The organism is Paenibacillus sp. 276b, assembly GCF_900107875.1.
In the GTDB taxonomy this organism is placed as follows: Bacteria; Bacillota; Bacilli; order Paenibacillales; family Paenibacillaceae; genus Paenibacillus; species Paenibacillus marchantiae.
In genome coordinates, this window is the sequence record NZ_FNRR01000002.1 from 305,055 (window position 1) to 331,070 (window position 26,016).

The 26,016-nt window shown below is 46.6% G+C and carries 25 protein-coding genes; 13 read left to right on the forward strand and 12 right to left on the reverse strand.

Translation table 11 applies throughout. From position 1 onward, the window contains the following. Positions 1 to 273: 273 nt before the first annotated feature. Positions 274 to 1,968 (reverse strand): sigma-54 interaction domain-containing protein, encoded by a 1,695-nt coding sequence (locus BLV50_RS12170; RefSeq protein WP_090807929.1) that lies wholly within the window; start codon positions 1,966 to 1,968, stop codon positions 274 to 276. A gap of 455 nt (positions 1,969 to 2,423) precedes the next feature. Between BLV50_RS12170 and BLV50_RS32460 the strand changes: the two genes are divergently transcribed. Next, entirely contained in the window at positions 2,424 to 4,088 is a 1,665-nt protein-coding gene (locus BLV50_RS32460; protein ID WP_143038115.1) for a collagen-like protein, read from the forward strand. A gap of 58 nt (positions 4,089 to 4,146) precedes the next feature. Next, the gene (locus BLV50_RS12185; protein WP_090807934.1) at positions 4,147 to 4,503 is read left to right on the forward strand and encodes a hypothetical protein; all 357 of its coding nucleotides are present in this window, start codon (positions 4,147 to 4,149) and stop codon (positions 4,501 to 4,503) included. 218 nt (positions 4,504 to 4,721) lie between these two features. On the opposite strand, the gene BLV50_RS12190 is transcribed toward BLV50_RS12185, so the two are convergent. Then, entirely contained in the window at positions 4,722 to 5,645 is a 924-nt protein-coding gene (locus BLV50_RS12190; RefSeq protein ID WP_064640276.1) for a proline dehydrogenase family protein, read from the reverse strand. Between the two features lie 245 nt (positions 5,646 to 5,890). On the opposite strand from BLV50_RS12190, the gene pruA reads away from it, so the two are divergent. Then, positions 5,891 to 7,438, forward strand: coding sequence for an L-glutamate gamma-semialdehyde dehydrogenase (gene pruA / locus BLV50_RS12195; RefSeq protein ID WP_090807935.1), 1,548 nt, complete (start codon positions 5,891 to 5,893; stop codon positions 7,436 to 7,438). Positions 7,439 to 7,555: 117 nt separating this feature from the next. After that, positions 7,556 to 8,860, forward strand: coding sequence for an RNA polymerase factor sigma-54 (gene rpoN, locus BLV50_RS12200; protein ID WP_090807937.1), 1,305 nt, complete (start codon positions 7,556 to 7,558; stop codon positions 8,858 to 8,860). 158 nt (positions 8,861 to 9,018) lie between these two features. On the opposite strand, the gene BLV50_RS12205 is transcribed toward rpoN, so the two are convergent. Then, positions 9,019 to 10,449 (reverse strand): aspartate ammonia-lyase, encoded by a 1,431-nt coding sequence (locus tag BLV50_RS12205; protein WP_063564614.1) that lies wholly within the window; start codon positions 10,447 to 10,449, stop codon positions 9,019 to 9,021. Between the two features lie 321 nt (positions 10,450 to 10,770). Here BLV50_RS12205 and BLV50_RS12210 point away from each other — a divergent pair, with 321 nt between their 5' ends. From BLV50_RS12210 to BLV50_RS12220, 3 genes are all read left to right on the forward strand, one after another. After that, on the forward strand, positions 10,771 to 12,048 hold the full coding sequence (locus tag BLV50_RS12210) for a methyl-accepting chemotaxis protein (protein WP_090807939.1): 1,278 nt from the start codon (positions 10,771 to 10,773) through the stop codon (positions 12,046 to 12,048). Between the two features lie 169 nt (positions 12,049 to 12,217). Next, a complete protein-coding gene (locus BLV50_RS12215) occupies positions 12,218 to 13,063 on the forward strand; it encodes a hypothetical protein (RefSeq protein ID WP_090807941.1) in 846 nt (281 codons plus the stop codon). 247 nt (positions 13,064 to 13,310) lie between these two features. After that, on the forward strand, positions 13,311 to 14,027 hold the full coding sequence (locus tag BLV50_RS12220; protein ID WP_090807943.1) for a stalk domain-containing protein: 717 nt from the start codon (positions 13,311 to 13,313) through the stop codon (positions 14,025 to 14,027). A gap of 103 nt (positions 14,028 to 14,130) precedes the next feature. On the opposite strand, the gene BLV50_RS12225 is transcribed toward BLV50_RS12220, so the two are convergent. Continuing rightward, positions 14,131 to 15,105, reverse strand: a complete 975-nt coding sequence (locus BLV50_RS12225) for a ring-cleaving dioxygenase (protein ID WP_090807944.1) — start codon at positions 15,103 to 15,105, stop codon at positions 14,131 to 14,133. 227 nt (positions 15,106 to 15,332) lie between these two features. Here BLV50_RS12225 and BLV50_RS12230 point away from each other — a divergent pair, with 227 nt between their 5' ends. Beyond that, positions 15,333 to 16,094, forward strand: a complete 762-nt coding sequence (locus BLV50_RS12230) for a YwaF family protein (protein WP_090807946.1) — start codon at positions 15,333 to 15,335, stop codon at positions 16,092 to 16,094. Positions 16,095 to 16,250: 156 nt separating this feature from the next. Here BLV50_RS12230 and BLV50_RS12235 read toward each other — a convergent pair whose 3' ends face one another. Then, complete coding sequence (locus BLV50_RS12235) at positions 16,251 to 17,045, reverse strand: SDR family oxidoreductase (RefSeq protein ID WP_063564608.1); 795 nt, start codon at positions 17,043 to 17,045, stop codon at positions 16,251 to 16,253. Between the two features lie 157 nt (positions 17,046 to 17,202). Continuing rightward, on the reverse strand, positions 17,203 to 17,460 hold the full coding sequence (locus tag BLV50_RS12240; RefSeq protein WP_063564607.1) for a YqkE family protein: 258 nt from the start codon (positions 17,458 to 17,460) through the stop codon (positions 17,203 to 17,205). 128 nt (positions 17,461 to 17,588) lie between these two features. Between BLV50_RS12240 and BLV50_RS12245 the strand changes: the two genes are divergently transcribed. Continuing rightward, positions 17,589 to 17,771, forward strand: a complete 183-nt coding sequence (locus tag BLV50_RS12245) for a hypothetical protein (protein WP_024632483.1) — start codon at positions 17,589 to 17,591, stop codon at positions 17,769 to 17,771. A gap of 187 nt (positions 17,772 to 17,958) precedes the next feature. Here the strand turns inward: BLV50_RS12245 and BLV50_RS12250 are convergent, their stop codons facing one another. Then, positions 17,959 to 18,606 carry a peptidylprolyl isomerase gene (locus tag BLV50_RS12250; RefSeq protein WP_090807948.1) on the reverse strand — a complete coding sequence of 216 codons (648 nt, stop codon included), beginning with the start codon at positions 18,604 to 18,606 and terminating at the stop codon, positions 17,959 to 17,961. Positions 18,607 to 18,863: 257 nt separating this feature from the next. On the opposite strand from BLV50_RS12250, the gene BLV50_RS12255 reads away from it, so the two are divergent. Further along, complete coding sequence (locus BLV50_RS12255) at positions 18,864 to 20,075, forward strand: MFS transporter (RefSeq protein ID WP_063564605.1); 1,212 nt, start codon at positions 18,864 to 18,866, stop codon at positions 20,073 to 20,075. A gap of 177 nt (positions 20,076 to 20,252) precedes the next feature. Here BLV50_RS12255 and BLV50_RS12260 read toward each other — a convergent pair whose 3' ends face one another. From BLV50_RS12260 to BLV50_RS32745, 3 genes are all read right to left on the reverse strand, one after another. Beyond that, a complete protein-coding gene (locus BLV50_RS12260; RefSeq protein WP_079695149.1) occupies positions 20,253 to 20,462 on the reverse strand; it encodes a hypothetical protein in 210 nt (69 codons plus the stop codon). Positions 20,463 to 20,500: 38 nt separating this feature from the next. Next, the gene (locus BLV50_RS12265) at positions 20,501 to 20,869 is read right to left on the reverse strand and encodes a hypothetical protein (protein WP_064640255.1); all 369 of its coding nucleotides are present in this window, start codon (positions 20,867 to 20,869) and stop codon (positions 20,501 to 20,503) included. A gap of 205 nt (positions 20,870 to 21,074) precedes the next feature. Beyond that, positions 21,075 to 21,236 carry a hypothetical protein gene (locus BLV50_RS32745; protein WP_017690239.1) on the reverse strand — a complete coding sequence of 54 codons (162 nt, stop codon included), beginning with the start codon at positions 21,234 to 21,236 and terminating at the stop codon, positions 21,075 to 21,077. A gap of 144 nt (positions 21,237 to 21,380) precedes the next feature. On the opposite strand from BLV50_RS32745, the gene BLV50_RS12270 reads away from it, so the two are divergent. Together BLV50_RS12270 and BLV50_RS12275 are read left to right on the forward strand one after the other, a co-directional pair. After that, a complete protein-coding gene (locus tag BLV50_RS12270; RefSeq protein ID WP_063564602.1) occupies positions 21,381 to 21,662 on the forward strand; it encodes a hypothetical protein in 282 nt (93 codons plus the stop codon). Positions 21,663 to 21,825: 163 nt separating this feature from the next. After that, on the forward strand, positions 21,826 to 23,727 hold the full coding sequence (locus BLV50_RS12275; protein WP_079695150.1) for a sensor histidine kinase: 1,902 nt from the start codon (positions 21,826 to 21,828) through the stop codon (positions 23,725 to 23,727). 77 nt (positions 23,728 to 23,804) lie between these two features. Here the strand turns inward: BLV50_RS12275 and BLV50_RS12280 are convergent, their stop codons facing one another. Together BLV50_RS12280 and BLV50_RS12285 are read right to left on the reverse strand one after the other, a co-directional pair. Further along, positions 23,805 to 24,065, reverse strand: a complete 261-nt coding sequence (locus BLV50_RS12280; RefSeq protein ID WP_256337944.1) for an NHLP leader peptide family RiPP precursor — start codon at positions 24,063 to 24,065, stop codon at positions 23,805 to 23,807. A 36-nt stretch (positions 24,066 to 24,101) separates the two neighbouring features. Then, positions 24,102 to 25,049, reverse strand: coding sequence for a hypothetical protein (locus tag BLV50_RS12285; protein WP_090807951.1), 948 nt, complete (start codon positions 25,047 to 25,049; stop codon positions 24,102 to 24,104). 219 nt (positions 25,050 to 25,268) lie between these two features. On the opposite strand from BLV50_RS12285, the gene BLV50_RS12290 reads away from it, so the two are divergent. Beyond that, positions 25,269 to 26,003 (forward strand): hypothetical protein, encoded by a 735-nt coding sequence (locus BLV50_RS12290; protein ID WP_090807953.1) that lies wholly within the window; start codon positions 25,269 to 25,271, stop codon positions 26,001 to 26,003. The last annotated feature ends 13 nt before the right edge of the window (positions 26,004 to 26,016 follow it).

The window sequence follows — 26,016 nt, forward strand, 5'->3', positions numbered from 1 at the left end:
GCATAATATAATTTCATTGGAAATTAGCATTATCGGAAATTAATATCATTGGAATAAACCAAAAAACACACAGTAACCGGCCTTTAGAGCTGGTCCTGCGTGTTTTTTTGATGGAATCATATAAAATCCAGGGTTACATAAGTAAGGTCGATAGGTTAGTGAAATTGAAGCATTAACGATTCGTTTCCACTAACCAGTCGGCCGGTTCTTCTATCTGGATGATGGTGGCAATGGGGTTCCGTCAGTACCGTTATAACGACAAGAAGAGGCTGGTCATAGACCGAGCCTCTTCATGCGGTTATAGAGCGTTGCTCTGGAGATGCCGAGCTGCCGGGCGAGCGTTCTTTTGTTGCCTCCGGCGGCTTTCAGATATTGCAGCAGCAGTTCCGACTCATAGGTGTCCAACTGCTCCTGATAAGATAGGGTGGAAGTATCTTGCGACTCTTCTTGTTCTCCTTCATGTATTGAAACAGCTGGGTCCGAGCTGCCAGGTAAACGAGACGAGCCTGATTCCAGGCCAGGCTGTGGATGAAGCTGCACTGTCTCGTTCAATATGGATTGTGCCTGATCAATGGATGAAATGAAGGTGTCAGGGAGATATTCAGGCTTGACCTCGCCATCCGTGGTGAGAATGGTGATCCGTTCAATCACATTTCTTAATTCCCGTACGTTACCCGGCCAGTCATACTGGAATAACAGCTTGAACACCTCTGGAGGAACCAGTTCAATATGACGATTATAGAGCAAGGAAAACTCTTGCAGGAAGGTCTGTGTCAACTCGTAAATATCTTCCTTGCGCTTACGCAGGGGAGGAATAACGAGATTAATGACATTCAGTCGATAATAGAGATCCTCCCGGAATTGGTTGCGGGCAATCATGCCCAGCAGATTCTGATTGGTTGCGGCGATAATCCGGCAGCTTGCCTGTTTCATGCGTGTTCCACCGACAGGGAAGTAACTTTTCTCCTGCAATACACGCAACAGCTTCACCTGAAGCTCCAGCGGCATTTCACCTATTTCATCCAAAAAGAGCGTACCGCCTTCGGCCAGTTCAATTTTCCCTTTTTTTCCTTTGGGATCAGCCCCTGAAAATGCACCCTTCTCGTAGCCAAATAACTCACTCTCAAATAATGAACCAGGAATAGCTCCGCAGTTAATGGCAATAAATGGCGCTGTCTGCGGTTCACGCAGGTCGTGAATGGCTTTGGCGAATAGCTCCTTACCCGTTCCGCTTTCTCCAAGAATAAGCACGGTAGCTGAGGTAGTACTGATCTTGCGTATAGTCTCCAGACAATGGTTGATTACCGGACTGCTACCCTTGATTCTGGCAAACGGATCAGAATCCGGGCGCAGACGGGCAACGGCTTTCTCCAGATGCTGGACTTTGGATGTCATATGTAATAACTCTTGATGCAGACGAATTTCGGTTGTTATATCCACTTCGGCGGCAACCGCGCCTACAATACGTCCATCGAGTTGCACTGGACGTGCATTAATCAGGGCGAACAGATCGGGTCTTGGCTGGTGCTGCTTTCGATACACGGTTTCCCCTGTATATAACGTTTTTAGCGATTGAAGGCGATCCGGGGGAAAGAAATCCGCTGCCGGTTTCCCAATGATATCTTTTTTGTTAATGGAAAAAACATGCTCCGCACCCGATGTCCAGTAGGTCACCTTTGCTTCTTCATTAATCAACGTCAGAGCTGAGCCTGCTGTCTCCAGTGTTGTCTCGAAATAAGCCTCCATAAGCCGATGGGCATGCATCATTTCTTGCAGAACATCGGATACAGCGATATAGCCCAATAGAGGTCCATCATCCTGAATTAACAGATAAGGACTGGTATTGAAAAGGGGGATGGCATCTGCCAGTCCAGTGGTTGAAGGGATGGTGGGCATGGGGAGGCCCGAATCCAGGATACTCGTATCTGTACGTAATAAGGTCATTAATTCTGGAAGTAAATGTTTCATCGATATCACCTCAGTTAGGGCATAACTTTCGGAAAGTACACCTGTTGCACGAGCTACTTACAAGTGGCCCCCAAATGAAATGATTGGGGGGATGATGGTTACCCATATTATAGCTTTCCAAATGTAGTGTGTATATATTTTTTGACATGAAGCATACATGTTATCGGCGCAGAAGAGAGGGATATTGATTTTTTATTTTTGTTATGCGCTTACAATTTTATTGTTTGAGAATAATTGTTAATTGATATGAACGAATCAGAATTTTAAGTGAGGTACGAGTTATTAAAACTGACATTTAAATGGTGAGCTGCACTGTTATCTCTCAACCTGATACCGGGCTGTTTAAGTGATTATTCATATAGAACATGAATTGTCCACACCATTAAGAAACTTCTGAATAATGCTATACGAAGGCTCAATCCGCATGAAGAAGAATAAAAAAGGAGGATGATGAAATGGCCATTCTATCAACCGGACCCATTGAAAACAATATTTCAGGTGTAACCGGTACCCGCCCCACTCAATTCGTCACCGTCAAAATCGATAATCGGGATTCAATAGATGTATATAATGTTCTCCTTTTGGGGTACTATCTCGATGGAGTCAGAACGTTATATGTAGAAGAACTGTTTAATGTGTTGCCCAATCAGGTCATAACCAAAGATTATAGCGCAAATTTTGATGGGTTCGAGTTTATATTTTCCACAGCAGACCTCGCTGCCCCGGAAGCGCAAATTTCCGTATGGGGCAAAGACGCCGAAGGAGAGTTAGTCACGGCTCACCGATTGGTATCACAGGAGTTGCTGGGTGAAACCCTGAGCATAACAGGTGTAACCGGAGCGACAGGAGCCACAGGTGCAACAGGTGCCACAGGTGTAGGGGCAGGCTCAACCGGAGCAACGGGAGCCACCGGAGTGACGGGAGCAACAGGCAACACTGGAGTGACGGGAGCAACAGGCGCCACCGGAGTACCAGGAGTGACAGGGGCAACAGGCGCCACTGGAGTGACAGGAGCAACAGGCGGCACTGGAGTAACAGGAGCGACAGGCGGCACTGGAGTGACGGGATCAACGGGCGACACTGGAGTGACAGGAGCAACAGGCGGCACTGGAGTAACAGGAGTAACGGGTGCAACAGGAAGCACTGGAGTGACAGGAGCAACAGGCAGCACCGGAGTGACAGGATCAACAGGCAGTACTGGAGTGACGGGAGCAACAGGTGACACTGGAGTGACAGGAGCAACAGGAAGCACTGGAGTGACAGGAGAAACAGGCAGCACCGGAGTGACAGGATCAACAGGCAGTACTGGAGTGACGGGAGCAACAGGTGATACTGGAGTGACAGGAGTAACGGGTGCAACTGGAGTGACAGGATCAACAGGCAGCACTGGAGTGACGGGACCAACAGGAGCCACCGGAGTGGCAGGATCAACAGGCAGCACCGGAGTGACGGGATCAACGGGGGGCACTGGAGTAACAGGAGTAACGGGTGCAACTGGAGATACTGGAGTGACAGGATCAACAGGCAGCACTGGAGTTACAGGAGCAACAGGTAGCACCGGAGTGACGGGATCAACGGGCGGCACTGGAGTCACAGGAGTAACGGGTGCAACTGGAGATACTGGAGTAACAGGAGCAACAGGCGCTACCGGGGCAACGGGAGCCACTGGAGTGACAGGAGCAACAGGAGCCACGGGTTCTACAGGGCAAGGTTTGTCGTCCTATGGCTACATTTTTAATACTTCAACTCAGTCTGTAGCTACCGAGACGGATATAACCTTCGATAGCAATGAAAACCTTACTAACATTACTCATACACCGGGTACGGCTGGAATTATTATTGGTAATGCTGGGGACTATGCGATATTCTTCATCGTTGCAGGCGTTCAGGCAAACCAATTCACCCTTTATCAAAACGGAGCCCCTGTAGGCGGTAGTGTCTATGGTTCAGGAGCTGGCACTCAACCGAATCCAGGAATGATTATTATCACCGCCGCTCCCGGTGATGTGTTGACATTAAGAAATCATTCAAGTGCATCGGCTGTTGATCTGCAAACTCTGGCAGGTGGATCACAGATCAATGCCAATGCGTCTATTCTTATTCAACAATTGAGCAGCTAACTCAAGCTGTGAGCTCTGAAGCAGAATGGGGAATAGGCTGCCTGAAGGAGGGGATTGTATGACTGTTCTATCAACCGGCCCCATTGACAATAGTCCAGTTCTTGGTGTGAATCCTTCGAGTTTTGTAACGGTGAGGATTGTGAACAGGGATTTGGTCAATAGTTCAGCTCTTCAGATTTACGGTTACATCTTGAACGGTGAGAGAACGATGTATGTCAGTGAGTTGATCGAAGTGTTTCCTAACCAGGTACTCACAAGGAATTATAGTACAAACTTCGTTGCTTACGAGTTCGTATTCACCATCACAGGTTCGGCTGCCAATGAGACCGAGGTTTCCGTGTGGGGGAAAACATCTTCAGGTGAGCTGGTGGACGCCCATCGCCTGGTAGGTTCCGAACAATTAGGCTCGGTATGAGCGGAGTCCACGCAAGAACACAAAAAGGTAGTGTCCAGAAAAATAGACATTTTAAATTGGGGATGCTCATTTTTTAGACATTAAGAGATGAACCAGAGAGAAGAAAAGTTGGATGCTCTGGAATACTGTGTATACAAAAAAAACCATGTGCCCTGAAAGTGGCAGCATGGTTTTTGTTTTTATCATTGCATTTTATATAAGGGAGTCCAGCCGGGAAATTATCTGAACATATTTTTGACCACCATCCAGAGATTTGCTGGTTTCTCGGCCAGACGGCGGGTGTAGTATGGATACCACATGGTTCCATAGGGCACGTAACAACGAATGCGGTAGCCTTCCCTGGCCAGGCGTTCCTGCTCGCCCATGCGTAAGCCGTACAACATTTGAAATTCAAATGCATCCGGGGAAATTCCCCGATCCTTCGCGTATTGCTTGGTCCAGGCAATTATATGGTCATCATGTGATGCAACTGCTGTGTATACCCCCTGATCGAGATGATTGCGAATCATCGTTTTGAATTGATCAATCACTTCTGAAGTGTTCTGATAAGCTACGGATGCAGGCTCCTTGTAAGCACCTTTGACCAGACGTAGCCGGATTCCTTCCCGAATCATATCACGTGTATCTTCTACGGTACGATGCAAGTAGGCTTGCAGTACCGTACCTGTATTATCCAGTCCCTCCGAGTGTAAACGGCGCACAATATCCAAAGTCGCTTGGGTAAATGGGCTGTCCTCCATATCGATCCGGACGAACAGATTATGCAGCTTCGCTTGGGTGGCAACCGCACGTATATTTCGATAACCTTCCTCAGGGTCCAGCGCGAGTCCCATTTGGGTTGGTTTTAGCGAGACATTGGAGTCTGCACCCTGACGGGCAATGCCTTCCACCAGACGTATATACTCATCCCGATACAACGCGGCTTCTCTTAAATGGGTAATGCCCTCGCCCAGATGATCCAGTGTAGCCATGATGCCTTTGTTGTTGAGTACCCGAATCTCTTCGAGAGCTTCTTCCAGTGTGTTGCCTGCGATAAACTTGCCAGCCAGCTTTTTGCCGTATTTGATGGAGAGATTCTCCACAGCTTTATTACCTGCGACGGTCAGCAGCGTTTTACGGTACATTTCGGTTCCGATACTCATCGGGGTTCCTCCTTATGGATCATGTTTCTTTATAACAAAGATATCAAGCAATAATCATGCCAAGGTTGTTCTGCATAGAAGAAAATGGGCGGTAATTTTGAAGGATAATATTTATTTTTAAAAAATATTCCTTCATCAACCGGAGTTGGCACGGATCTTGCTACATATATTGGGTGATGAGTAAAATGCATGGCAACTCAGGCAAACAGCCAGCGAACCCCCACATCTGAAGGAGGAAATCATTCATGAATATCCCTTTTGTTAACGAACCATTCACATCCTTTGCAGTCCCGGCCAACCGGGAAGCTTTTGAGAACGCACTTCGCAAGGTGGAGGCTGAACTTGGCCAGGAATACTCCATTATTATTGGTGGACAAAAAATAACAAGCGCCCGCACGGTATCCTCCGTGAATCCTGCGTACAAAAATCAGATCGTCGGAAAGATCTATCAGGCCGATCAAGAGCTTGCTGAGCAGGCCATCCAAACGGCTGCGGAAACATTCCGCACATGGAAGCATACGGACCCGAATGAACGGGCCCGTTATTTGTACAAAGCGGCGGCGCTCATGCGGCGTCGTAAGCATGAATTCTCGGCATGGATGGTGTACGAAGCAGGCAAAACATGGCCAGAAGCGGATGCGGATACAGCGGAAGCTATTGATTTTATGGAGTTTTATGCCCGTGAGATGCAGCGTCTGACTGAACCACAGCCGCTCACACGAATTGCAGGCGAAGATAATGAATTGAGTTATATACCGCTTGGTGTGGGGGTTGTAATTCCACCATGGAACTTCCCACTCGCGATTATGGCAGGCATGACTTCTGCTGCATTGGTATCGGGCAACACGGTTGTATTGAAGCCAGCTAGCACAACACCGGTTATTGCCGCCAAATTCATGGAGCTGCTTGCAGAAGTGGGTGTGCCGGATGGCGTAGTGAACTATTTGCCAGGACCGGGCAGTGAGGTTGGCGATTATCTGGTGGACCATGCGCTCACCCGCTTTATCAGCTTTACAGGTTCCAGAGATGTCGGTCTGCGGATCAATGAACGTGCAGCACGCACCGCACCGGGTCAGAAGTGGATTAAACGGGTGATTGCTGAAATGGGTGGCAAGGATTCAATTGTTGTAGATAGCGACAGTGATCTGGAATTGGCTGCCGAATCCATCACGGCTTCCGCGTTTGGTTTCTCGGGACAGAAGTGCTCTGCGTGTTCCCGTGCCATTATTCATAAAGATGTATATGACGAGGTACTGCAAAAAGTGATTGAACGAACCAAGCAACTGAGCATGGGCAGTCCGCTTGAAGTCGGAAATCAGGTAGGTCCGGTTATCGATGACAAGGCGTATGCCAAGATCACAGAATATATTGAAATAGGCAAGGGTGAAGGACGCCTTGTACTCGGTGGTAGTACAGGGAACGAGGCAGGTTATTTCATTGAACCGACCATTATTGCTGATGTGGACCCACAAGCACGGATTTCACAGGAAGAGATTTTTGGACCGGTTCTGGCCTTTATCAAGGCAGAATCCTTCGGGGATGCACTGGATATTGCCAATAATACCGATTATGGACTGACAGGTGCGGTGATCTCGCGCAATCGCGAACATCTGGAACAAGCCAGACGGGAATTTTTTGCGGGGAATCTTTACTTTAACCGTAAATGCACAGGTGCACTCGTGGGTACACATCCATTTGGCGGATTTAACATGTCGGGAACAGATTCCAAGGCAGGGGGAAGAGACTACTTGCTGCTGTTCACCCAAGCGAAGTTGGTATCCGAGAAATATTAGTTGAAAATTGGGTCTGGGCCCGCTGTAATCGCTTGGTTTTTATGCTATCATTTCCTGAAATAGTCTTTGTTCGTCAGTATACTGGAGTAGCTTGAGTAGCGCTTAAGGGGGAGACGGATGTTAGGATTTCAGTTGGTGCAGGAGGGGCGTATTCGATTATCCATTACGCCGGAGATGAAGCAATCCATTCATCTGCTGACCTTGTCGGGTCAGGAGCTGACTCGTTATTTGCAGGAGGCGGCGGATGAAAATCCGGTGCTTGAGCTAGAAGAGCCCTCTACCCTGCGCACCCGTCTTCCCCGACGGTTGAATCAGGAGAGGTTCTCCTCTTATGATCCGCTGTTACAGATGAAAGGCGCCGAACCTACACTTGAACATTTGTTGATATCTCAGCTTCGGTTGCAGAATCTTACACCTGCAATGGAGACAACAGCTGTATATTTGGCTGGTTGTGTCAACGATGATGGCTATCTACCGATGGAATTGACTGAGGTTGCATCGGCAAGGGGAATATCGATGCCTGAGGCTGAAGCAGCCCTGGACATTCTCCAGTCGCTGGACCCGGCAGGTGTGGGAGCGCGCAACTTGCGTGAATGCTTGTTGCTTCAGATTAGGCGTGATCCATTAGCTAACCAGCATGCGGAGTACATGGTGGCGAAAGGTCTGGAGGAGTTGGTTCGTTTCCACCCAGGCAGAGCAGGAACAAGACTAGGGATTTCTTCACAGCAGGCTCAGGCAGCCTATGACTATATTGCTTGTCTAGACCCGAAACCTTGCAGATCCATCGGTTGTACGGAACGTCCACATTATATTATTCCGGATGCCGTTGTGCAGATAAGGAATGATGAACTTTCTCTACGTTTAAATTCAGCGGGTGTGCCGCGGGTATCCCTGAACGAAGCTTGTTATCGCTGGATCAAGGAGATTGATGCAGATGAGGTATGGTCAGGCCGGGCAGCAGAGGCGAGAGCGATCATTCGCAGTGTACGCATGCGTCGCCGAACTCTGATGCGTGTCCTAGCTGCAATCATGAGCGAACAGGAATCTTTTCTGCGTGAAGGACCTGCCGGTTTGAAGCCGCTCAATCTGGCGATTATTGCAGAGGCCATCGGCATGCATGAGTCGACGGTGAGCCGTGCGGTCAATGGCAAATATGTTCAGACACCGCATGGTGTCTTTGAACTCAAGGCTTTTTTTGCATCAGGTCTTGAAACAACGAATGGAGAAATGGCCTCTGCGCCGGCGGTGAAGCTCAGACTGAAAGAGCTGATTCGTTCTGAACGGGCGGAACGCCCATACTCGGATAGCCAACTCACCGCATTACTCGCGAATGAAGGCATCGTTATCTCCCGCAGAACGGTTGCGAAATACAGGGAAGAGCTTCAGATTTTGCCTTCACTTGAACGGAAGCGCTGGGCATGAATGACGTTTGCCTTCATTATATATCCTAAACAAGTAACCCCCGCGAGCCGTGGTAACGGTCTGCGGGGGTTATTCGTTCCGATTTAACAGCAATCGGAAGGTTGTTCTATCATCGGAGTGTCAATGTAAATATTCATTAGTGGAACTTAAACAGCTTACTACCGTTCCATATTGTGCAGGAAGTGCTCACCTGCAATACCAGGAGTAGTCATCTGCTCCGGATGCAAAATTTCTTCCAGTTCTTCCGGTGTCAGTAGACCCCGTTCCAGAATGATCTCCTGCAAGGTGTTTCCGGTCTTCAACGCTTCCTTCACAATGGAGGCTGCCACATCATAGCCCAGATGTGGATTAAGCGCTGTAATTACACTAAAGCTCTGCTTCATAATCAATGCACAACGCTCACGGTTCGCTTCCATCTCTTCAACGGCATAACGAGTAAAGACGTCGATACCATTATTCATGATTTTCAGCGATTGCAGCAAGTTGAACGCAATAACAGGGCCCATGACGTTCAATTCGAATTGACCAGCTTCACAGGCCATGCAGATCGTATGGTCATTCCCCATAACCTGGAAGGATACCTGATTGATCACTTCCGCCATAACCGGATTCACTTTGCCCGGCATAATGGACGAACCTGGCTGACGCGGTGGAAGACGCAGCTCATTGAATCCTGCGCGTGGGCCAGAAGCCATCATACGAATATCGTTACAGATTTTGGACAGACTGACAGCACATACTTTCAGTGCAGCCGACAATTCCAGATAGGCATCCGTATTCTGTGTGGCATCCACAAGATCCTCGGCCGTTTGCAAATTCAATCCTGTCACATCGGACAGATGCTCCGTGACTTTAACGATGTATTCGGGTTTCGCGTTGAGACCTGTACCTACAGCCGTCGCACCCAAGTTAATGGTGAGCAGGCGGCGATTTGCGAACTCCAGACGCTCAATATCACGTCCGATAACACGCGCATAGGCACCGAACTCTTGTCCAAGTCGAATAGGCACAGCATCTTGAAGATGTGTCCGGCCTACTTTGACTACATCGTTAAATTCCTGTTCTTTTTTGCGGAACGCATCCTGCAAACGCTTCATCGTATCAAGCAACGTTTCCGACAACCGATACGCAGCAATGCGCAGTGCAGTTGGGATCACGTCATTGGTGGATTGGGACATGTTCACATGGTTATTCGGGTTACAGTGGAAATAGTCACCCTTGTTCTGCAATAACAGTTCCAGTCCACGATTGGCCAGAATTTCGTTCATATTCATATTCATGGAGGTGCCTGCACCGCCCTGAATGGAGTCAACAATAAAATGATCCAAATGATGGCCTTTCATCATTTCTTCAGCAGCCATGACGATGACATCGCCAATTTTGCGTGGCAGCATCTTCAGCTCCATATTCGTGATTGCCGCAGCCTTTTTCACCGCAGCCAGAGCTGTAATCAGTTCCCGGTGCACAGGAACGCCGGTAATCGGGAAGTTCTCTACAGCCCGAACCGTCTGTATTCCGTAATAAGCATAAGCAGGAATTTCTTTTTCTCCAATAAAATCTTTCTCCGTCCTTGTGGACATTGTAGACATTTCGTTCGCCTCCAGTGGCATCCAAAAATAGGTCAGCTCCGGCAATGCCGAAGCGCACTCAGTATATCATTTAAGCAAAATGGATGCCAAGCTAAATCATTTCACCCTACTTGCCGATAAATAATTTAAATTAAGGATATCACCTTGGCAGATTAAAGGTTCAGTCAGTCAAAACTCGTCTTATCAATTATGCTCCACTTAGAGGAGAAGTCATGCATGAAGAATAAGATGGGGGTTAATTTGTCGTTTTCAGTGATCTAAATCACATGTAATTTGGTTATCTATTGGTAAAATAGGAAAAAAGGACTATGAGGTGTGAATATGAAATGGACTTTAGGCGCAAAAACCGTCGCAGGTTTGGTACTGATTTCACTGATTACGTACGGAACTAGCGGCTTTTTTATATTTTTCCTTCAGGATTGGCTCTCGTTCTCCATGCCAAGCTGGTTGTATATCTCTATCGTACTCATCATGGGCGTATGCTGGAACGCGATTCTGGGCTGGTTTGCCTCTCGTTGGTTGACTCGTCCAATTGTGCATTTGTCCCGTGCGGCACAACAAGTCTCATCGGGGGATTTGACGGCCGAGATTCCAGAGCGGCGAACACAGGATGAAATTACTGTATTATATGATGCTTTTCGCGTAATGGTTTTTAATTTGAGAAGTATTGTAAACGATATTACAGATAGTACACGTACAACCTCACAGAACGCCCAGTCACTTAGTGAAGCAATCGCCCAGGCAGCGGAGCAGATCGAGATGATGTCTGATGCGGTGGATCATATTGCTGTGGGTGTGGAAGACCAGAAGACGACATCACATCAGTCTTTGATTACAGCGGATGAGATGTTGAACGATTTTCAGCGTATGCACAGTCAGTCGATTGGGATGACAGAGATGTCCGGCCAGATGGAACGTTCTGTAGATCATACGAAGCAGACCTTCTCTTCTTTGATGAAAGGAATGGACGAGCTGACGGAGTCACACAACCGTTCCCGGGACATCATGGTCCTGCTTGAGAAGGAAGCCTCGGATATTGAAGCCATTACTCAGTCTGTCAAAAACATTGCAGAGGAAACAGGGCTGCTTGCCCTGAATGCTTCCATTGAGGCTGCACGTGCGGGAGAAGAGGGATCGGGCTTTGCTGTCGTTGCTCAGCAGATTCGTAAGCTGGCAGATGAGAGCAAACAATCGGTGCATCGGATTAATGAGCTGATCAGCCGTGTTCAGCAGCGTATCAAGGATACAGCCCAACTGATTCATGAACAGCATGGCCTCGTTGTGAATGAGTCCGAGCGCACGATCTCTGTTGATCAGACATTGCAGGAGCTTACAGGTACGGTAGAAGTGTTTATGAAGGGCGCTCATGAAATCGGATCCAAAATTGGGGAACAGACCAGCCGCGTAGAACAAACGCACGGCCATGTGAAAAAGATTCAAGGGAAAGCCGGATCTTTCTCGGATGAGGCAAGACGGATTATGGATGCGGCACATGAAGAGACGGCAATTATGCAGGAGATTTCATCCTCGGCTGAAGAACTGAGACAGTTAACAGATCGATTAATGGACAAAACGAAAGCATTTCGGATGCAGCCTTAAGCTGTTTCCGGGGTGTTTTTTTGCTTATTATGGTTAAAGCCGAACGTTCTTTCGTAGAAACTGAAATATGTAAAGATTTTTTTATGAAACATTAACAAAATCGCAACGCTTGGGCGATAAATGAAGATATAATGGTAGTATTCCACTACAGATTAAGGAGCCCAGCATATTGAAAACTTGGACAGGTATCCTGCTGATGATTATTTTGGCGGTAGCGACGATTAGTACAACTTCGTCTGCCAGAACCATGAATGAATCGCAAAAACAGCTTAACATAGATGATCAATCCAGCCAGACCTCAGCGGTCGTGGCTTCCAATATAGAAACAATGAATGAAGCAGCGTTTACAACGAAGGAAACGATTCCTGTAAAGGGAGAGTACGTTTCGGTTGCTCCAGAAAATGAGAATGTAAGACTATACCCCATGAAAGTCGAAGGTTCAGGATATATATATAACGGAATGGTGTTGGAAGTGAACGGCAAGAAACGTGAATTCAGCAAATGGCAAGGAGAAGGCGGATCCTACAAACCCGAAGTGCACGAACTGGATCTGAATGGAGATGGCAAGAAGGAGATTGTTGTTTTGTTTACAGCTGGTCATGGTACAGGCATCTATCTGGGTGAAGCACATATTATCGATCCAGAAACGCTGGAAGAGATGAAGATGCAATCACTGGATGAGATTGTGAAGCAGCATGTAAATTCGAAAGTCATTGTTACACCAGGTCAGGTGACGATCAACGTTACCGTTGATGGTGTTCATTCAGAACCTTCCCTAATGGAGGAAGACACGAGCGAGGGAGTGTATAACGAGCAGCTCAAGTTCGGCGGTGTTGTTTATTACAGTGTGGAGAATGGCAAGTTGGTTGTGTCGGCATCCGGTGCATACGGTATGGGTTTATATGACGGTGACTTGAACTTTGCCTATGACTATAAAGATGGCGAGTGGCAGGCTGTGGACTTGGAATACAGCACGGAAGAGTATGAAGATGAGTACTATGAATCTTTTGATTGAACGGAAGTAATCAGAGAAGCGCAGAATAGCTGAGAACAATGATAAAAAAATATGTCCCCACGGTCTGAAATGACAGAGGGAAACGGGTGAGGCTGAAAAAATGATGTACCTTTAGCCTCGCTTTGTGCTATCCAAAATCGAATTTTTTTTCAGAGATTTACCATGAAATGGTTGACACAAACACTTTAGTCGTTTAAATGTATAAAGGATGGAACTCATCTATTTCATACTTTAGGAGGGATCATTCATGAAGAAGAAGGTTGTATTGGGCTTAATGGTGGGTACACTAACTCTCGGCATCGGCACTGGCGCACTCGCAGCAACGGGTCTGGAACCGATCAAAGCATATTTGAACAGCAAGATATCTCTGAAATTAAATGGGACAACGGTAACAGCCAAAGATGCTAATGGGAAAACGGTATTGCCGATTACTTACAACGGAACGACCTATTTGCCAGTGCGTGCAGTCGGCACACTGCTCGGTACAGAAATTACGTATGACAGCGCAACATCATCCGTTAACATTGGCAGCAGTAATGGATCTGCACCACCATCCGAAACCGGCGGCAAGCTGACATTAAGTTCGCTGGGAACTGCAGCCTTGGGCACCTCGGACTGGCATACCAAAGATCCGGCCGAAACGGCGTACAAAGGCAAAGATTACAAAGATGTTTACCTGCATACCGACACAGCCAAGCAAGGCAAGAGCTTCCAAGTTATGACCCAGAAAAAGTATGCCAAGCTTCATCTCGATTTGGCTGTTCTTGGCGGTTCACAGAAGCTTGAGATTATGGACGAAAACAATACAACGCTCAAGACGGTATCGCTTGCTCCTGAAGACGGATTGGTTGGGGTAGACGTGGATGTTGCAGACACGGATGCCATCTTTGTTGAAATCGTTGATGAGGACCCGGGTGCCTCCCTGTTTGTTCCGTTGACGACCTCATATTTAACCAAAAAATAAACGAGATATTAAAAACGATTATCGCCTATGCATCAGCCGGATGGTTGTTCCGGATTGGCATAGTGATAATCGTTTTTTTGTTCTTTTGGGACGTATGATCAGGTTAGCGAATTGCTGTATCGAGCGGTTTGAGATTCGCTTCAATCTCTGCACGGCGACCTTCAAGGAATGGAGGCAATGCCAGGGACTCTCCAAGATGAGCCAATTCTTCATCCGTGTCGAAGCCGGGACCATCGGTTGCCAGCTCGAACAGAATGCCATTGGCTTCACGGAAGTACAGGGAGCGGAAGTAGAAACGGTCTACGAAACCGGAATTCGGAAATCGGAAATTATGAACCCGTTCTACCCATTGTTTCAGTTCTTCTTCATTATCTACCCGGAAGGCAACATGGTGCACACTACCTCGTCCAGGGCGTTCTTGGGCAAGGTCATTTCGTTCTTCGACATGCACCTCGGAGCCACTACCACCTTCACCGGATTCGAAGACGAGTACATCGGGTTGGCCTGCGACAAAAGCAGGATAGGTTCCTTTTTGACGGAAGCCGAGCAGCTCGGTAAGAACTGGAGCGGTAAGGGAGGCGTCTTTAACGGTAAGATGGACTGGGCCTAAGCCGACAATGCCATATTCGACAGGTACAGGACTTTGATCCCAAGGTTTACCCCCGGCAACACCTGTATTGTGCTCATCAGAAACCAGAATCAGACGTTGTCCTTCAAAGTCCGTAAACGAGAGAGTGGCGCGCCCCCCACGCTCGGTGACTTCTCCATGAGGAACATCGAATTCATCAAAACGCTGTTGCCAGTACGTCAGGGCTGCATCGCTAGGAACACGAAGTGATGTTGCTGAGATACTGTTCACGCCTTCGCGTGTCTGTCCGGCCATCGGAATCTCAAAGAAGGTAAGTTCGGTACCCGGATTCCCTTTTTCATCTCCATAGAAGAGGTGGTAGACCGAAACATCATCCTGATTGACTGTTTTTTTGATCAGTCGCAAACCCATGACGTTGGTGTAGAACCGATAATTCTCAGCGGCGTGTGCGGTCAGTGCAGATACATGGTGAAGTCCTTTAATTTGCATTATAAATTCCTCCTGGTGGCTAATTTATTTTTTATAATATTCCCGTTAAGAAAGTTACTAACTTTTTGTGTGTTTTGTTGTTGGATTTATCTTAACATAAAGATATTTAAAATACAATCCTAATTTAGAATTCCATCTGGACAGTGCATTCATTCAATGACAAAATGAAAAAGTTAACATTAAAGAGATAAACTGTGTTTGTGTAATGAGAAGGAGAGAAGAGGAACATGGCTTATCCTCAGTGGCTAGACCCTTATGATGCAAAACCGTTTATGCTGTTTTCCAGTTCGCACCTATGGGCGATCGGTGTGATTGCTGCACTGGTTCTATTGATGTTCCTGTTTCGGAATTGGCTGCGCTCATTTTCATCCAACACACGCCGTACCTTTCGGATCACTCTGGCATGTGTCATGTTGGGCTGTGAAATTGTGCTTCAGCTCTGGTATGTATATGGGGATGTGTGGAGTTTACAGACTTCATTGCCGCTGGAGTTATGCAGTCTGTCCCTATTGTTATCTGCGCTGCTATTATTGACACGCAGCAGACTGCTGCATTCTGCATTGCTGTTCGCAGGTATAGCAGGAGCCTTGATGGCAATCGTAACGCCTAATCTCGGTTATGGTTTTGCACATTTTCGTTTCATTCAATTTTTTACTGCTCACGCTTGTATTATTCTGGCGTTGCTCTATATGACTTGGGTGGAACAGCTTCGTCCAAGCTGGAGATCTGTGTTGGGTTCGATGATATTCGTGAACGTGGCTGCGTTGGTCGTATATGGTGTGGATGTCCTGCTTGAAGCCAATTATATGTTCCTGAGACACAAACCGAATACGCCTTCAGTGCTCGACATGTTGGGCCCCTATCCCTTGTACATTCTTGGGGAAGAGGTATTGGCGTTAGTCATGTTCTCCCTAATGTACGTCCTGCTCTTTGCCATTCCTGAGCGGCTGAATAATCGAGTGAAGAGAGGAAAGAGTTCAGCGCTCTAGTTAAAGGTCATCCGATACCAATGGTAGGCAGAGGGAGCTGTTCTTCGTTCTTCTATAAAGATATATTTCAAACTAAACATCCCGCAGCGGTCTGGATATCCAGATCGTTAGCGGGATGTTTGGCTGTTAACTCCACAGGGAACATGTTACTAAATATCATCCACGGAGCAAAGATTCCGCTCCATCCACGTAGATCCGGGTACCGGTCACATGGGAAGATTCATCAGAAGCGAGGAAGAGCACCAGATTGGCGACTTGCTTCGACGTTCCAGGTTCACCTTTGAGTGGATGTTCATGACCTTCGGGAAATTCAACCGGGATCTGTACTTCTTTCAGATCGTCCGAAGGATAGGTGTTGTCATCGATGTTCGTGTCTATGGCTCCTGGGCAGACGGCGTTGACACGAATCTTGTAACGAGCCAGTTCCAATGCTGCCATCTTTGTAAAAGCCGTCTGACCTGCTTTACTGGAAGCGTATGCAGAGAACCCTATGCCAGAGAATACACGGTTACCGTTGATGGAACTCGTAATAATAATGCTTCCTCCGCGGTCTTTCAAATGGGGTATGGCGTACTTCACAGTTGCGAACGTGCCGCGCATATTGATGCCCATCGTCTGATCCCAGTCCTCAGGTTCCATCGTTTCAATGGGAGCCATCGTGCCGTTGATGCCCGCATTGGCAAATACAATATCAAGCTGTCCAGCTTGCTCTGCCACCTGATTGATTGCTTTCTGCACGTTGTCCGGTTTGGATATATCACATTCAATGACGTGGCCTTCTCCGCCTGCATTCTCAATCGTCTGTTTGGTTTTCTCAGCATTCTCCGGGGTACGGTCCAGCATGAACACTTTGGCCCCATGCTCAGCGAAACGAATGGCGGTTGCCTGACCAATTCCTGAGCCACCTCCGGTTACAATCGCAACTTTCCCTTGCAAACGTTGTTCAGTCATCCTGATCCCTCCGTATCGTATGGATTATCAGTAACTCTCTATCTCTACATACCCGACTAAAGAGTGATGAATCATATGCACGATACAAAAAAACAGGACCGTTCAACGGCCCTGTTTCTATCATTTAGATATCATGATGATCTGATTGCTGCAAAAATTACTTGTGTTTCTTCCAGTCCAGCGAACTGTTATTCAACAGGTACTCAAAATCATTATCTTTTCGCTTCTGTTCCGCTTTACGAGCTTCTTCCGCCTGCAGGCGTTCCTGCTCTTTGCGGTCTGCCTCGGCAGCCTTGGCTTCATCCGCCTGAGCTTTCAGTTTCTCTAACACATCACTGCTCAGCAGATCCTTTAGTGTGGTCGGTTTATCCTGTGCTGCTTTGGGAGCAGGGGTGTGTTTTTTGGATTTTGCCATAGAATAATCTCCTCTCAAAAACATGAATCAGCTTCCATTATCGTTCAGTAAATATATTATATCAGGTTCACCAAACCCATTCCATGAAACTGAGGGACAAAAGCAGGAAATAGGGGGTTACGTGACGAATGAAAACGGGTATAAATTCATATATTATTACCGATACTGCGACTATTCCCTGGAGAAAGGAGTCGTTGTTCGTGGAAGTAAACCGTAGTTTACTGAAAGGGCTTGCATGGGGTGTTGCTTTCAGCTGTCCGCTATGGATTGCGATCATCGGTTGGTTGCGTTTGATGGGATGGATGTATTGAGATCAGCGGGTTGCAGAGCTGCTGCATATAGAGTTGTGCCGGAAGAGGGCATTTTTTATAAAGTCATTTATGTAAACGCTAACATTGAATAAAGCTCTGCCTTGCGTGAATACGCAGGACAGAGCTTTTGTTTGTCTTACAGGTTGTGAATTAAGATGGATAACTAAAATCCGTTCCAAAGGTAAGGTTAAGGCATTTTTACCGGTTCAGGATATTCTACTCCTTGAGTGTCGACAGTGACTTTTTTCATCACCTGATCCGTAACCGGTTTGTCTTTTTCGCCTATTTGTTGAGCAGCTATTCCATCAACGACGTCCATACCTTCTGTCACTTTGCCAAAGGTAGCATAAGCGTTATCCAGATAATCAGCATCAGCTAACATGATAAAAAACTGGGAGCCTGCGGAGTCCAAATCATTTGTCCGCGCCATGGAGATAACCCCACGCGTGTGATTAAGGTGGTTTTTATGACCATTGGATGTAAATTCTCCTGTGATTGCATAACCTGGGCCGCCCGAACCATCGCCGTTTGGATCACCACCTTGAATCATAAAGCCTGGGATAACACGGTGAAAGTTCAAACCGTCATAGAAACCTTTATTCGCCAATGAGATAAAATTGTTCACCGTATTTGGTGCAATCTCCGGATAGAGCTCGATGACGATTTTCTGACCATCTGACATTTCAATTGTGGCTACAGGATTGGGACCAGTAGGCTCCACTGGAGCCGGTGTTTCCGTCGCGCTGCTTGCAGGGCGCCCACAACCACTAATGACGATAAGCAACATCGCTAGAACCAGCGACACAGCTGTTGTTTTTTTCCACCGAAAAGACATGAGAACGTTCCCCCTTGCATCTCTGCATAATATATTTAGTCAGAATTATTTTCGGATAATCCCTCAACTATCATACCGTTTTTGCGGACAAGATGGCAATGCAAGGTAGGATATTATGGGTGATAAGGGATGGTGTAAATGCTTACAGAAGTGTAAAATAAGGAAAATGCTTCCGCAGTCAGGGACGTACGGGTCTGTTCCTTCCGCTCCAATACACGGCAGTCCCGGCGTCAGTAACGGAAAGGGCGTGCGGGTATATGGACTTCTCGTGGAAGCGTAATCTGGTGATTTTGTGGATTGGTGTGTTTTTTTGCAGCACCGCTTATTCGATCTCCATCCCATTTCTGCCTTTGTTTCTGAGTGGCGATCTGGGCGTTCGTGATCACCTGGAGTTCTGGTCAGGGCTTGCCTTTGGCATCACGTTTCTGGCAAGTGCGCTGGTGTCTCCCTTCTGGGGATCACTGGCTGACAAATACGGGCGCAAGCCAATGCTGATCCGGTCGGGATACAGCCTTGCGGTTTTGTATTTGATCAATTATTTTGTGCAGGACCCCTATTCATTAATCGTGGTTCGTTTGTTTCAGGGATTGCTCGCGGGGTTTGTTCCGGCGGCGATTGCACTTGTCGGTACCAATACACCGGAAGAGAAGACAGGGTATGCACTTGGTATCATGTCAACAGCCGGGGCAACAGGAGGTATAATCGGCCCATTAATTGGTGGGGTGGTAAGCCACTATTATGGCAACCGGAATGCATTTTTATTTTCCAGCATCGTAGTATTGGTCTCGGCGTTGATCGCAACCTTCTGGGTCAAAGAAGAGAACTTCAACCGGAACAAGGCACGTTCTCATGTGATGGATGACATTCGTGAAGCCAGGGCCAATAAATTGTTTATTACGGTGCTTGGCATGATGGGCATATGTACCTTCTCCGTGATGATTCTGGAGCCGTTATTGACGGTATACGTGATGGAAATGGGCATTCAGCCTGATCGTGCTTCTCTCAGCTCGGGCATTATTTTCTCTGCGGTTGGTGTGGCTACGGTTATTATGGCACCGCGCTGGGGTAAGATCGGTTCGCGAATCGGATATGGGAAAGTACTGATCATTGGCCTCGTTGGAGGGGCGATTGGTAACCTGCTGCAGTTTTTCACTACAGGTTATATTGGATTCGGCATCTTGCGTTTTGTGTATGGATTGTTCTTTGCTGCGGTGTTCCCGGCGATTAATGCAATGATTGTGCAAGTGACAGAACCTGGCTTCCGGGGAAGAGCATTCAGCCTGAATCAGTCGGCTTCCCAGATCGGTACGATGGCGGGGCCGATAATCGGTGGTGTTCTGGGTGGCTGGTTGCCGATTCGTTGGATTTTTATCATCAATGGAGTGGCGCTGCTGATTACCGCCATTGTGGCGAAATGGTCCCGACTGGAGGAGAAGTTGCCGGGAGCGGGCAAACCTTTGGCGAAGTAATCAAAAAATGTTAAAACGTGAAATGGCTAATTGGATAGCAGAGAGAGGGATGGCACCGTACGAAGACGGTAGCCATCTCTTTTTCAGGATAAAGTCATTGTTATTACGAAATTAAAGCAAAAAGAAACCTCTTGGGCAAGAGGCTTCCTATATTCTTAATGAATCTGTAATGCGTTCCTATTCATCCAAGGATGAATCTTTTCGTGGACCTTCAACGCCTTCAACGTTCTCCTTCGGAATGGCATGTTCAACAGCATCAAGCTGATCCTCATCTGCTAAGGCTTCGGGAAAGGAATCTTCCGTGAACAATCCAAAATTCGGATCAATATCCCGCTCGGTTACCAGATTATCGGGCTCATATACTTGTCGCTTGTGATTATCCTTCATCGTGTCTGCACCTCCTAATTCAGGCTGTGACAAGAGGATTAGCGCCGTGGTGGAATATCGTTCTCCGGTTTCGCATCTGCCCCAGCGCCGTTTAGCAGGTCCGTCCCGTGAAGAGCGTTGGGGTCGGGTGCCGCAGGATCAACCGGACTATTCGGTTGAATAAGATCAGCATCAGGTACGGATTCGAGTGCAGGCTCCGCTGTCCGTGACTCCAATTCCGGTTCTTCCGTAGCCGCTACAAGGGGCGGATTCACTGTATTATCAGTATCGATACGTTTTCCCGTAACTTCATCAAAAGTGTCTATGTCACCTTCAGGAACTTCGGTTTCCAGTGGAATATCACGGGACCTCTGATAACGGTCGTAGTAACGTTCACTCTCTTCATTGCTAATCGGTCTGTCTGACATAAGTAGCACTCCCTCTCAGTGGATTATATTTATTGGTTGTTTTTTTTGATTGTGCAGTTATCTTGAAAAGAAAGGTTCTTATTTCGTAGTTACCCAAAGGGCTAACGTTGTAATCTCGCACCCATTATGATTCCCTTGTGTTCCCAAAATATAAATATAAGCTGAAAGTGAATAATGTACGGATTACAGATTCAACGTATATGCTTTAAAATTTAGGAAATACATATTTGACCAGAAAGTACAGAAATCCAAAGAAAATAATGATATAAGCCGCATACTTGATAAACGTGGAAGCGACCATACTTGAATCCGATTTGTGTTGGACATCCTTATGTTCTACCTCTACCGTTCTGTGTGGCTCATTCATTTGAATCACTCCTCATTGGTAAGTGTTTGCTTTGAGGAACATTACACCCGGAAGGGACGATTGAATCGCAGAGATCAGTTTTACAGCTTTTCATCTTTGGCCTATGATATGATGAAACATGGATATATGAGGGAGGGATTCCAATTGGATTGGTTTACGCTGGGGAATATGATCACTCAAATCCGAATCGGGCAAAAAGCGTCTACGCCCGGGTTTTCCCGTACCGTTATTCGTCGTCCGGACGGGCTGTTCTGGGTAGGCGGGATATGGTCAGGACAGATTGTCCAGTTGCGGGACTATCTTTTCTCGGATATATGGACGATCTATGACGATGAGGAAACAGAGCAGTGGTTGGAATATCGTACGAAGATTGAACAGAAAGAGCGCGAAATGATTGAGAACCAGTTCGAAGATCTGCGCGGATAATGGAGAAAACACTCGGAATCTATCAAATAAATGGAAATAAAACTATAAATCTACTAAAATGTGAATTTTCATTTTCCTACAAGAAGGTGACACGTCAAACTGTGGCGAATGATAAATGAGAGAACTTGGGGATAGAGAAAATAAGAACTTTGAGGTGCTGTGAATGAAAAATGTGCCCAAAGCTATCATCATCTTATGGATAAGTATGTTGAATATTCTCTGCTTGCCGCATGATTTCGTCTCAGCGACTGCAGGAGAAGTTGACAAACCTGTATCCATTACGGGATGGGAAGTAAAATGGGGGAACGTACACGATCAGGGATTCATCAGTGAGGTTCAAGGTACGGAGGAGATCTGGGAGAAGCAAGGTGCTGAAAAGCTGGAATACAGCAGCGTAGAAGCTCCTTCGGGTTCCATGTGGACTCGTGTGACCATTCCTAAAATAAACGAAGATAGCTCAGCAATCCGTTTTGAGAATATTAAAGGGAACCACATTGTAATCTACTTGGACGATCGTAGGGTATATGAGAATTATCATTACAATTATGATAACAACGCTGTGTTGTTACCCTTATCAAGTGAGAATTCAGGTGGAAAACTTTACGTATGGTCAGAGAATGAAAAAGGCAGACTTGGCATCTACGGAACGGTTCAGGTTGGGCCTTATGCTACATTACAGGAAAAGTACATTCACAATGGACTGCTTGATGTGATATTGGGAGCGACCTTTGTGTTCACGGCTCTAACGATGCTGAGTTGCACTTTTTTCCTGGGCAAATTCCATAAAGGGTTGTGGATTTCGCTATGTATCGTGATGGGTTCAATCGGAACGATGATTATCACCTATTCACAGTTTTTATATACGTTCTACCAGGTTTACGGTAATCTGTATTCCGTATTGTTTGACCTGGCTATGCTGATGGGCATGCCTGCACTCTGTTATTTTTTTGAACAAATTATCGGACCAGGTCGTTATGGCATCTTTACCAAACTAAGAAAATTCCAATTCATCTATTCTGTAGTTGCTGTGGCTGCTCTGATGATTGATTTTATTTCAGGCGGTCAATGGGACATGCTCTATAGTTTGTTGGTTCAGAACGTGATTGGATTCGTTCTCGTAATCCTGTTGAGCATCTTAATGATCGGCACCATCTCCAAAGCGCTTCAACGGAGCCGGGAAGCTCTTTTGCTTGCTACGGGATTCGGCACATTTGCCTTAATCAGTGTTGCTGAACTACTGTGGTATTACCAGCGTAATGGAACATATCATCTGATATGGTGGAAATGGTCCATGGTTGCTTTTATTATCTCACTTATTGCCATACTGGGAAGCCGATTTGCTGAAAAACATACCAAAGTGCTTGAATACTCGAAAGAGTTGGAATTGTTCAATAATGAATTGCAGCGATCCGAGAAAATGGAAATCATTAGTGAACTGGCGGCGTCGGTTGCTCATGAGGTTCGTAATCCGTTGCAGGTGACACGAGGATTCCTTCAGCTCATGACAGAGCAGGAAGACAACAAAAACAAGGGATATGTGCGGATTGCTCTGGAGGAGCTTGATCGGGCTTCCGGCATTATTACCGACTTCCTAACGTTTGCCAAACCGGAGTTCGATCATATTGTCTCTCTGAATATCGCGGATGAATTTAATCATATTGAAGGCATTCTTGTACCGATGGCTAATCTGGAAGGCGGCAAAATAACAACTGACATTCCGCCAGATCTATGGATTAGAGGGAACTCTTCCAAGTTCAAACAGGCTTTTATTAATATTATTAAAAATAGTATAGAAGCGCTGCAAGGACAGGGTCAGATTGATATTTGGGCCTATGCCCAGGATGGGATCATTAAGGTACATGTAAGAGATAACGGTGAGGGCATGGATGAGGAAGCGCTGGTCCGCCTTGGGGAACCTTATTTCTCGAATAAAATTAAGGGAACAGGCCTTGGCATGATGGTGACCTTCCGAATCGTTGAAGCCATGCATGGGCAGATTAGCTTTACAAGCACAAAAGGGGTAGGAACAGAGGCCGTTGTATCTTTTGCCGCGTTCGTCGAATGACGAGCGGTAGAAGTATACAATGGCTTTTTTGTTCGCTACCCCTTGTGCCGTTCAATTACATATTCAATCTAATCCGTTTAGCTTCTCCATGGTCCGCAATTTACGTCATAATCCACTTTGGCTGGATTGGGAGGAATTACGAGAACGTAGTCGTTCTGTTGTTCTTCAACGGTACGGATTTGAATGTGTTCAGGAATATCAATGCCAAATGCTTCACGAAGCGCTTGCTTCGGGTTGGAGTGCAGTTGTTGTCTGAAGTGCTCATCGGTCCAGGCCTTTTCAATAATATCCTCGTGCAACGTTTTCTCTGATACCATCATCGTCAACATTCCCTTCATATTTAAAATTCAACTGTACCAGCTCTTCTTTTGTGATTAGGACAAATGTTGTTTCTCGCTGATCCAGTAATGAAACCCGCCTTGAAAAAGCACTTTTTTGTGTTGTTCAATGTCCTGAACAGTTTGTCCCAGAATGCCGCATAAGTAAGAATTAAACGCTTCGAGATGCGAAATTACCGAGTTAGAAGATGTTAGTCTGATGTTATATTGCTTAGCAATGTCTACATAGGAGTTCATCAATTGAGTATTGTATACATTATCATGTACACGTTCGCTTACAGGATGAGCCGGGTAATTGTGTTCCAGTGCTGCGGATATGTGGGAGAGGAAGCTGTTGTAATTTCCATGCACAGCATCTTGTTTGGTGTCTGTGAAGTCATCTGTCATCTGGAGAGTCATCAGTGCAATGTTGACGGCAGAACATACCGGAGTGATACGATGCTCCTGTTCCAAAAGAAGCAGTGAGCCAGCAGCTCCAAGCAGAAGTGGGGCTGCTTTTTGGGCGATTAATAGCGGGCTTCTCTTGAAATAATCGATGGAGTTCTCACCGGTGACGCTCATGGCCCAATCCTCCACATACTGTCTGAAATACGTCCAGAACGGGGAAGAAAGGCTGAATAGCTCTGAATAGGCACAGATCGCATCCACGTAGTAAAGATTACCCAGTGATAATTTCAGTGTCACATCTTCTGGCTGTTCGTCCATAACTTCATCCTGATTCAAAAAATATAGCATATGCAGGAGACAAGCAGTACTCAGTTTGTGTGCCTTCTCTGGAGGTAGACCATCCGAGAGTTGCATCCACAATGGAATAATGTAGCCAATGTAACTGTGACCCGAATCTCGTAACAAAGGATTGACCAAATGAAGTTGTTCTAGTGCATGTTCTGACATTGGTTCAGGATATTTCTGTACCAGCTGCTCTGCTGCAGCGAACACCACCTCCACATCGGATCTAAACGGATCAAACCATTCTCTCCGCATCGTTTGGTTACGCCCTTCCCAAAGTAAAGTAATAAGGACTATTCGACTAGATCATGAAGTTACTTCCAGTATACCGGAAATGAATTGAAAAAAATAGGAGGTTTTGTGATGAATTGTGAAAAAAACAATGACATTTTGTATTTTTATGGCATAAAAAAGCGGAAGTTAGGCTCAAACTAAGAGAGCACAGGATTTTGACATATGAAAGGAAGAAGAGAAATGAAATACAGATGGAAAAAATGGATGGCAGCCGGACTGGCAGCCGTATTTATAACAGCATCAACCGGCTATACGGCATCCGCTGATCCAAATGGATCTGTTGAGGATCATGTGGCGACACCATCTTCCTCCTCAAACCAGACCAAGCCATGCATGCAAGCAGGTCATGGCCTGTTTATGATTGGAGAAACCGCGGACCTGCTCGGTATTGGGCTCCGTGATTTAAAGGAACAGATGGAGCTTGGCAAAACGTTGACTCAGATTGCCAAGGAGCGCAAGGGACTTAGTGAAAATCAATTGTTGGAGAAGCTGAAGCCCTCGCTCTCTCAGCGATTGGATAAAGCAGCCGAAGAAGGCTGTCTCACGAAAGAGCAGGCAGCAGCAGCCAAAGCAGGAATGGATACCAAGCTGAAGAAGGTAATTAACACACCACTGCGGGAATTAAGACGTGAGTTCGCTCACCACGGCAACAGACGTCCGATGATGGACAAGGGGGCTATTGCACGCTTTATCGGCATCACCCCGGAGCAGCTCCATCAGCAGCTTCAAAGCGGGAAATCACTGGCTGAGATTGCTCAGGCAAAAGGCATCAGTGAAACGCAACTGGTAGACAAGCTGAAGGAGCAGTTGACGGGTGACCTGAAAAGGTTCGTTAATCAGAAGGGCAATGCACATCAAGCTCCTGGTCCTCACGAACCTGTACCCGGTCGATCCGCTTCAACAGAAGTGAAGTGACAAAGAGCGTCTT

Coding starts and splice junctions, on each gene's coding strand:
- BLV50_RS12170 (WP_090807929.1), bottom strand. CDS start 1,968: ATGAAACATTTACTTCCAGAATTAATGACCTTATTACGTACAGATACG.
- BLV50_RS32460 (WP_143038115.1), top strand. CDS start 2,424: ATGGCCATTCTATCAACCGGACCCATTGAAAACAATATTTCAGGTGTA.
- BLV50_RS12185 (WP_090807934.1), top strand. CDS start 4,147: ATGACTGTTCTATCAACCGGCCCCATTGACAATAGTCCAGTTCTTGGT.
- BLV50_RS12190 (WP_064640276.1), bottom strand. CDS start 5,645: ATGAGTATCGGAACCGAAATGTACCGTAAAACGCTGCTGACCGTCGCA.
- pruA (WP_090807935.1), top strand. CDS start 5,891: ATGAATATCCCTTTTGTTAACGAACCATTCACATCCTTTGCAGTCCCG.
- rpoN (WP_090807937.1), top strand. CDS start 7,556: ATGTTAGGATTTCAGTTGGTGCAGGAGGGGCGTATTCGATTATCCATT.
- BLV50_RS12205 (WP_063564614.1), bottom strand. CDS start 10,449: ATGTCTACAATGTCCACAAGGACGGAGAAAGATTTTATTGGAGAAAAA.
- BLV50_RS12210 (WP_090807939.1), top strand. CDS start 10,771: ATGAAATGGACTTTAGGCGCAAAAACCGTCGCAGGTTTGGTACTGATT.
- BLV50_RS12220 (WP_090807943.1), top strand. CDS start 13,311: ATGAAGAAGAAGGTTGTATTGGGCTTAATGGTGGGTACACTAACTCTC.
- BLV50_RS12225 (WP_090807944.1), bottom strand. CDS start 15,105: ATGCAAATTAAAGGACTTCACCATGTATCTGCACTGACCGCACACGCC.
- BLV50_RS12230 (WP_090807946.1), top strand. CDS start 15,333: ATGGCTTATCCTCAGTGGCTAGACCCTTATGATGCAAAACCGTTTATG.
- BLV50_RS12235 (WP_063564608.1), bottom strand. CDS start 17,045: ATGACTGAACAACGTTTGCAAGGGAAAGTTGCGATTGTAACCGGAGGT.
- BLV50_RS12240 (WP_063564607.1), bottom strand. CDS start 17,460: ATGGCAAAATCCAAAAAACACACCCCTGCTCCCAAAGCAGCACAGGAT.
- BLV50_RS12245 (WP_024632483.1), top strand. CDS start 17,589: ATGAAAACGGGTATAAATTCATATATTATTACCGATACTGCGACTATT.
- BLV50_RS12250 (WP_090807948.1), bottom strand. CDS start 18,606: ATGTCTTTTCGGTGGAAAAAAACAACAGCTGTGTCGCTGGTTCTAGCG.
- BLV50_RS12255 (WP_063564605.1), top strand. CDS start 18,864: ATGGACTTCTCGTGGAAGCGTAATCTGGTGATTTTGTGGATTGGTGTG.
- BLV50_RS12260 (WP_079695149.1), bottom strand. CDS start 20,462: ATGAAGGATAATCACAAGCGACAAGTATATGAGCCCGATAATCTGGTA.
- BLV50_RS12265 (WP_064640255.1), bottom strand. CDS start 20,869: ATGTCAGACAGACCGATTAGCAATGAAGAGAGTGAACGTTACTACGAC.
- BLV50_RS32745 (WP_017690239.1), bottom strand. CDS start 21,236: ATGAATGAGCCACACAGAACGGTAGAGGTAGAACATAAGGATGTCCAA.
- BLV50_RS12275 (WP_079695150.1), top strand. CDS start 21,826: ATGAAAAATGTGCCCAAAGCTATCATCATCTTATGGATAAGTATGTTG.
- BLV50_RS12280 (WP_256337944.1), bottom strand. CDS start 24,065: ATGAAGGGAATGTTGACGATGATGGTATCAGAGAAAACGTTGCACGAG.
- BLV50_RS12285 (WP_090807951.1), bottom strand. CDS start 25,049: ATGCGGAGAGAATGGTTTGATCCGTTTAGATCCGATGTGGAGGTGGTG.
- BLV50_RS12290 (WP_090807953.1), top strand. CDS start 25,269: ATGAAATACAGATGGAAAAAATGGATGGCAGCCGGACTGGCAGCCGTA.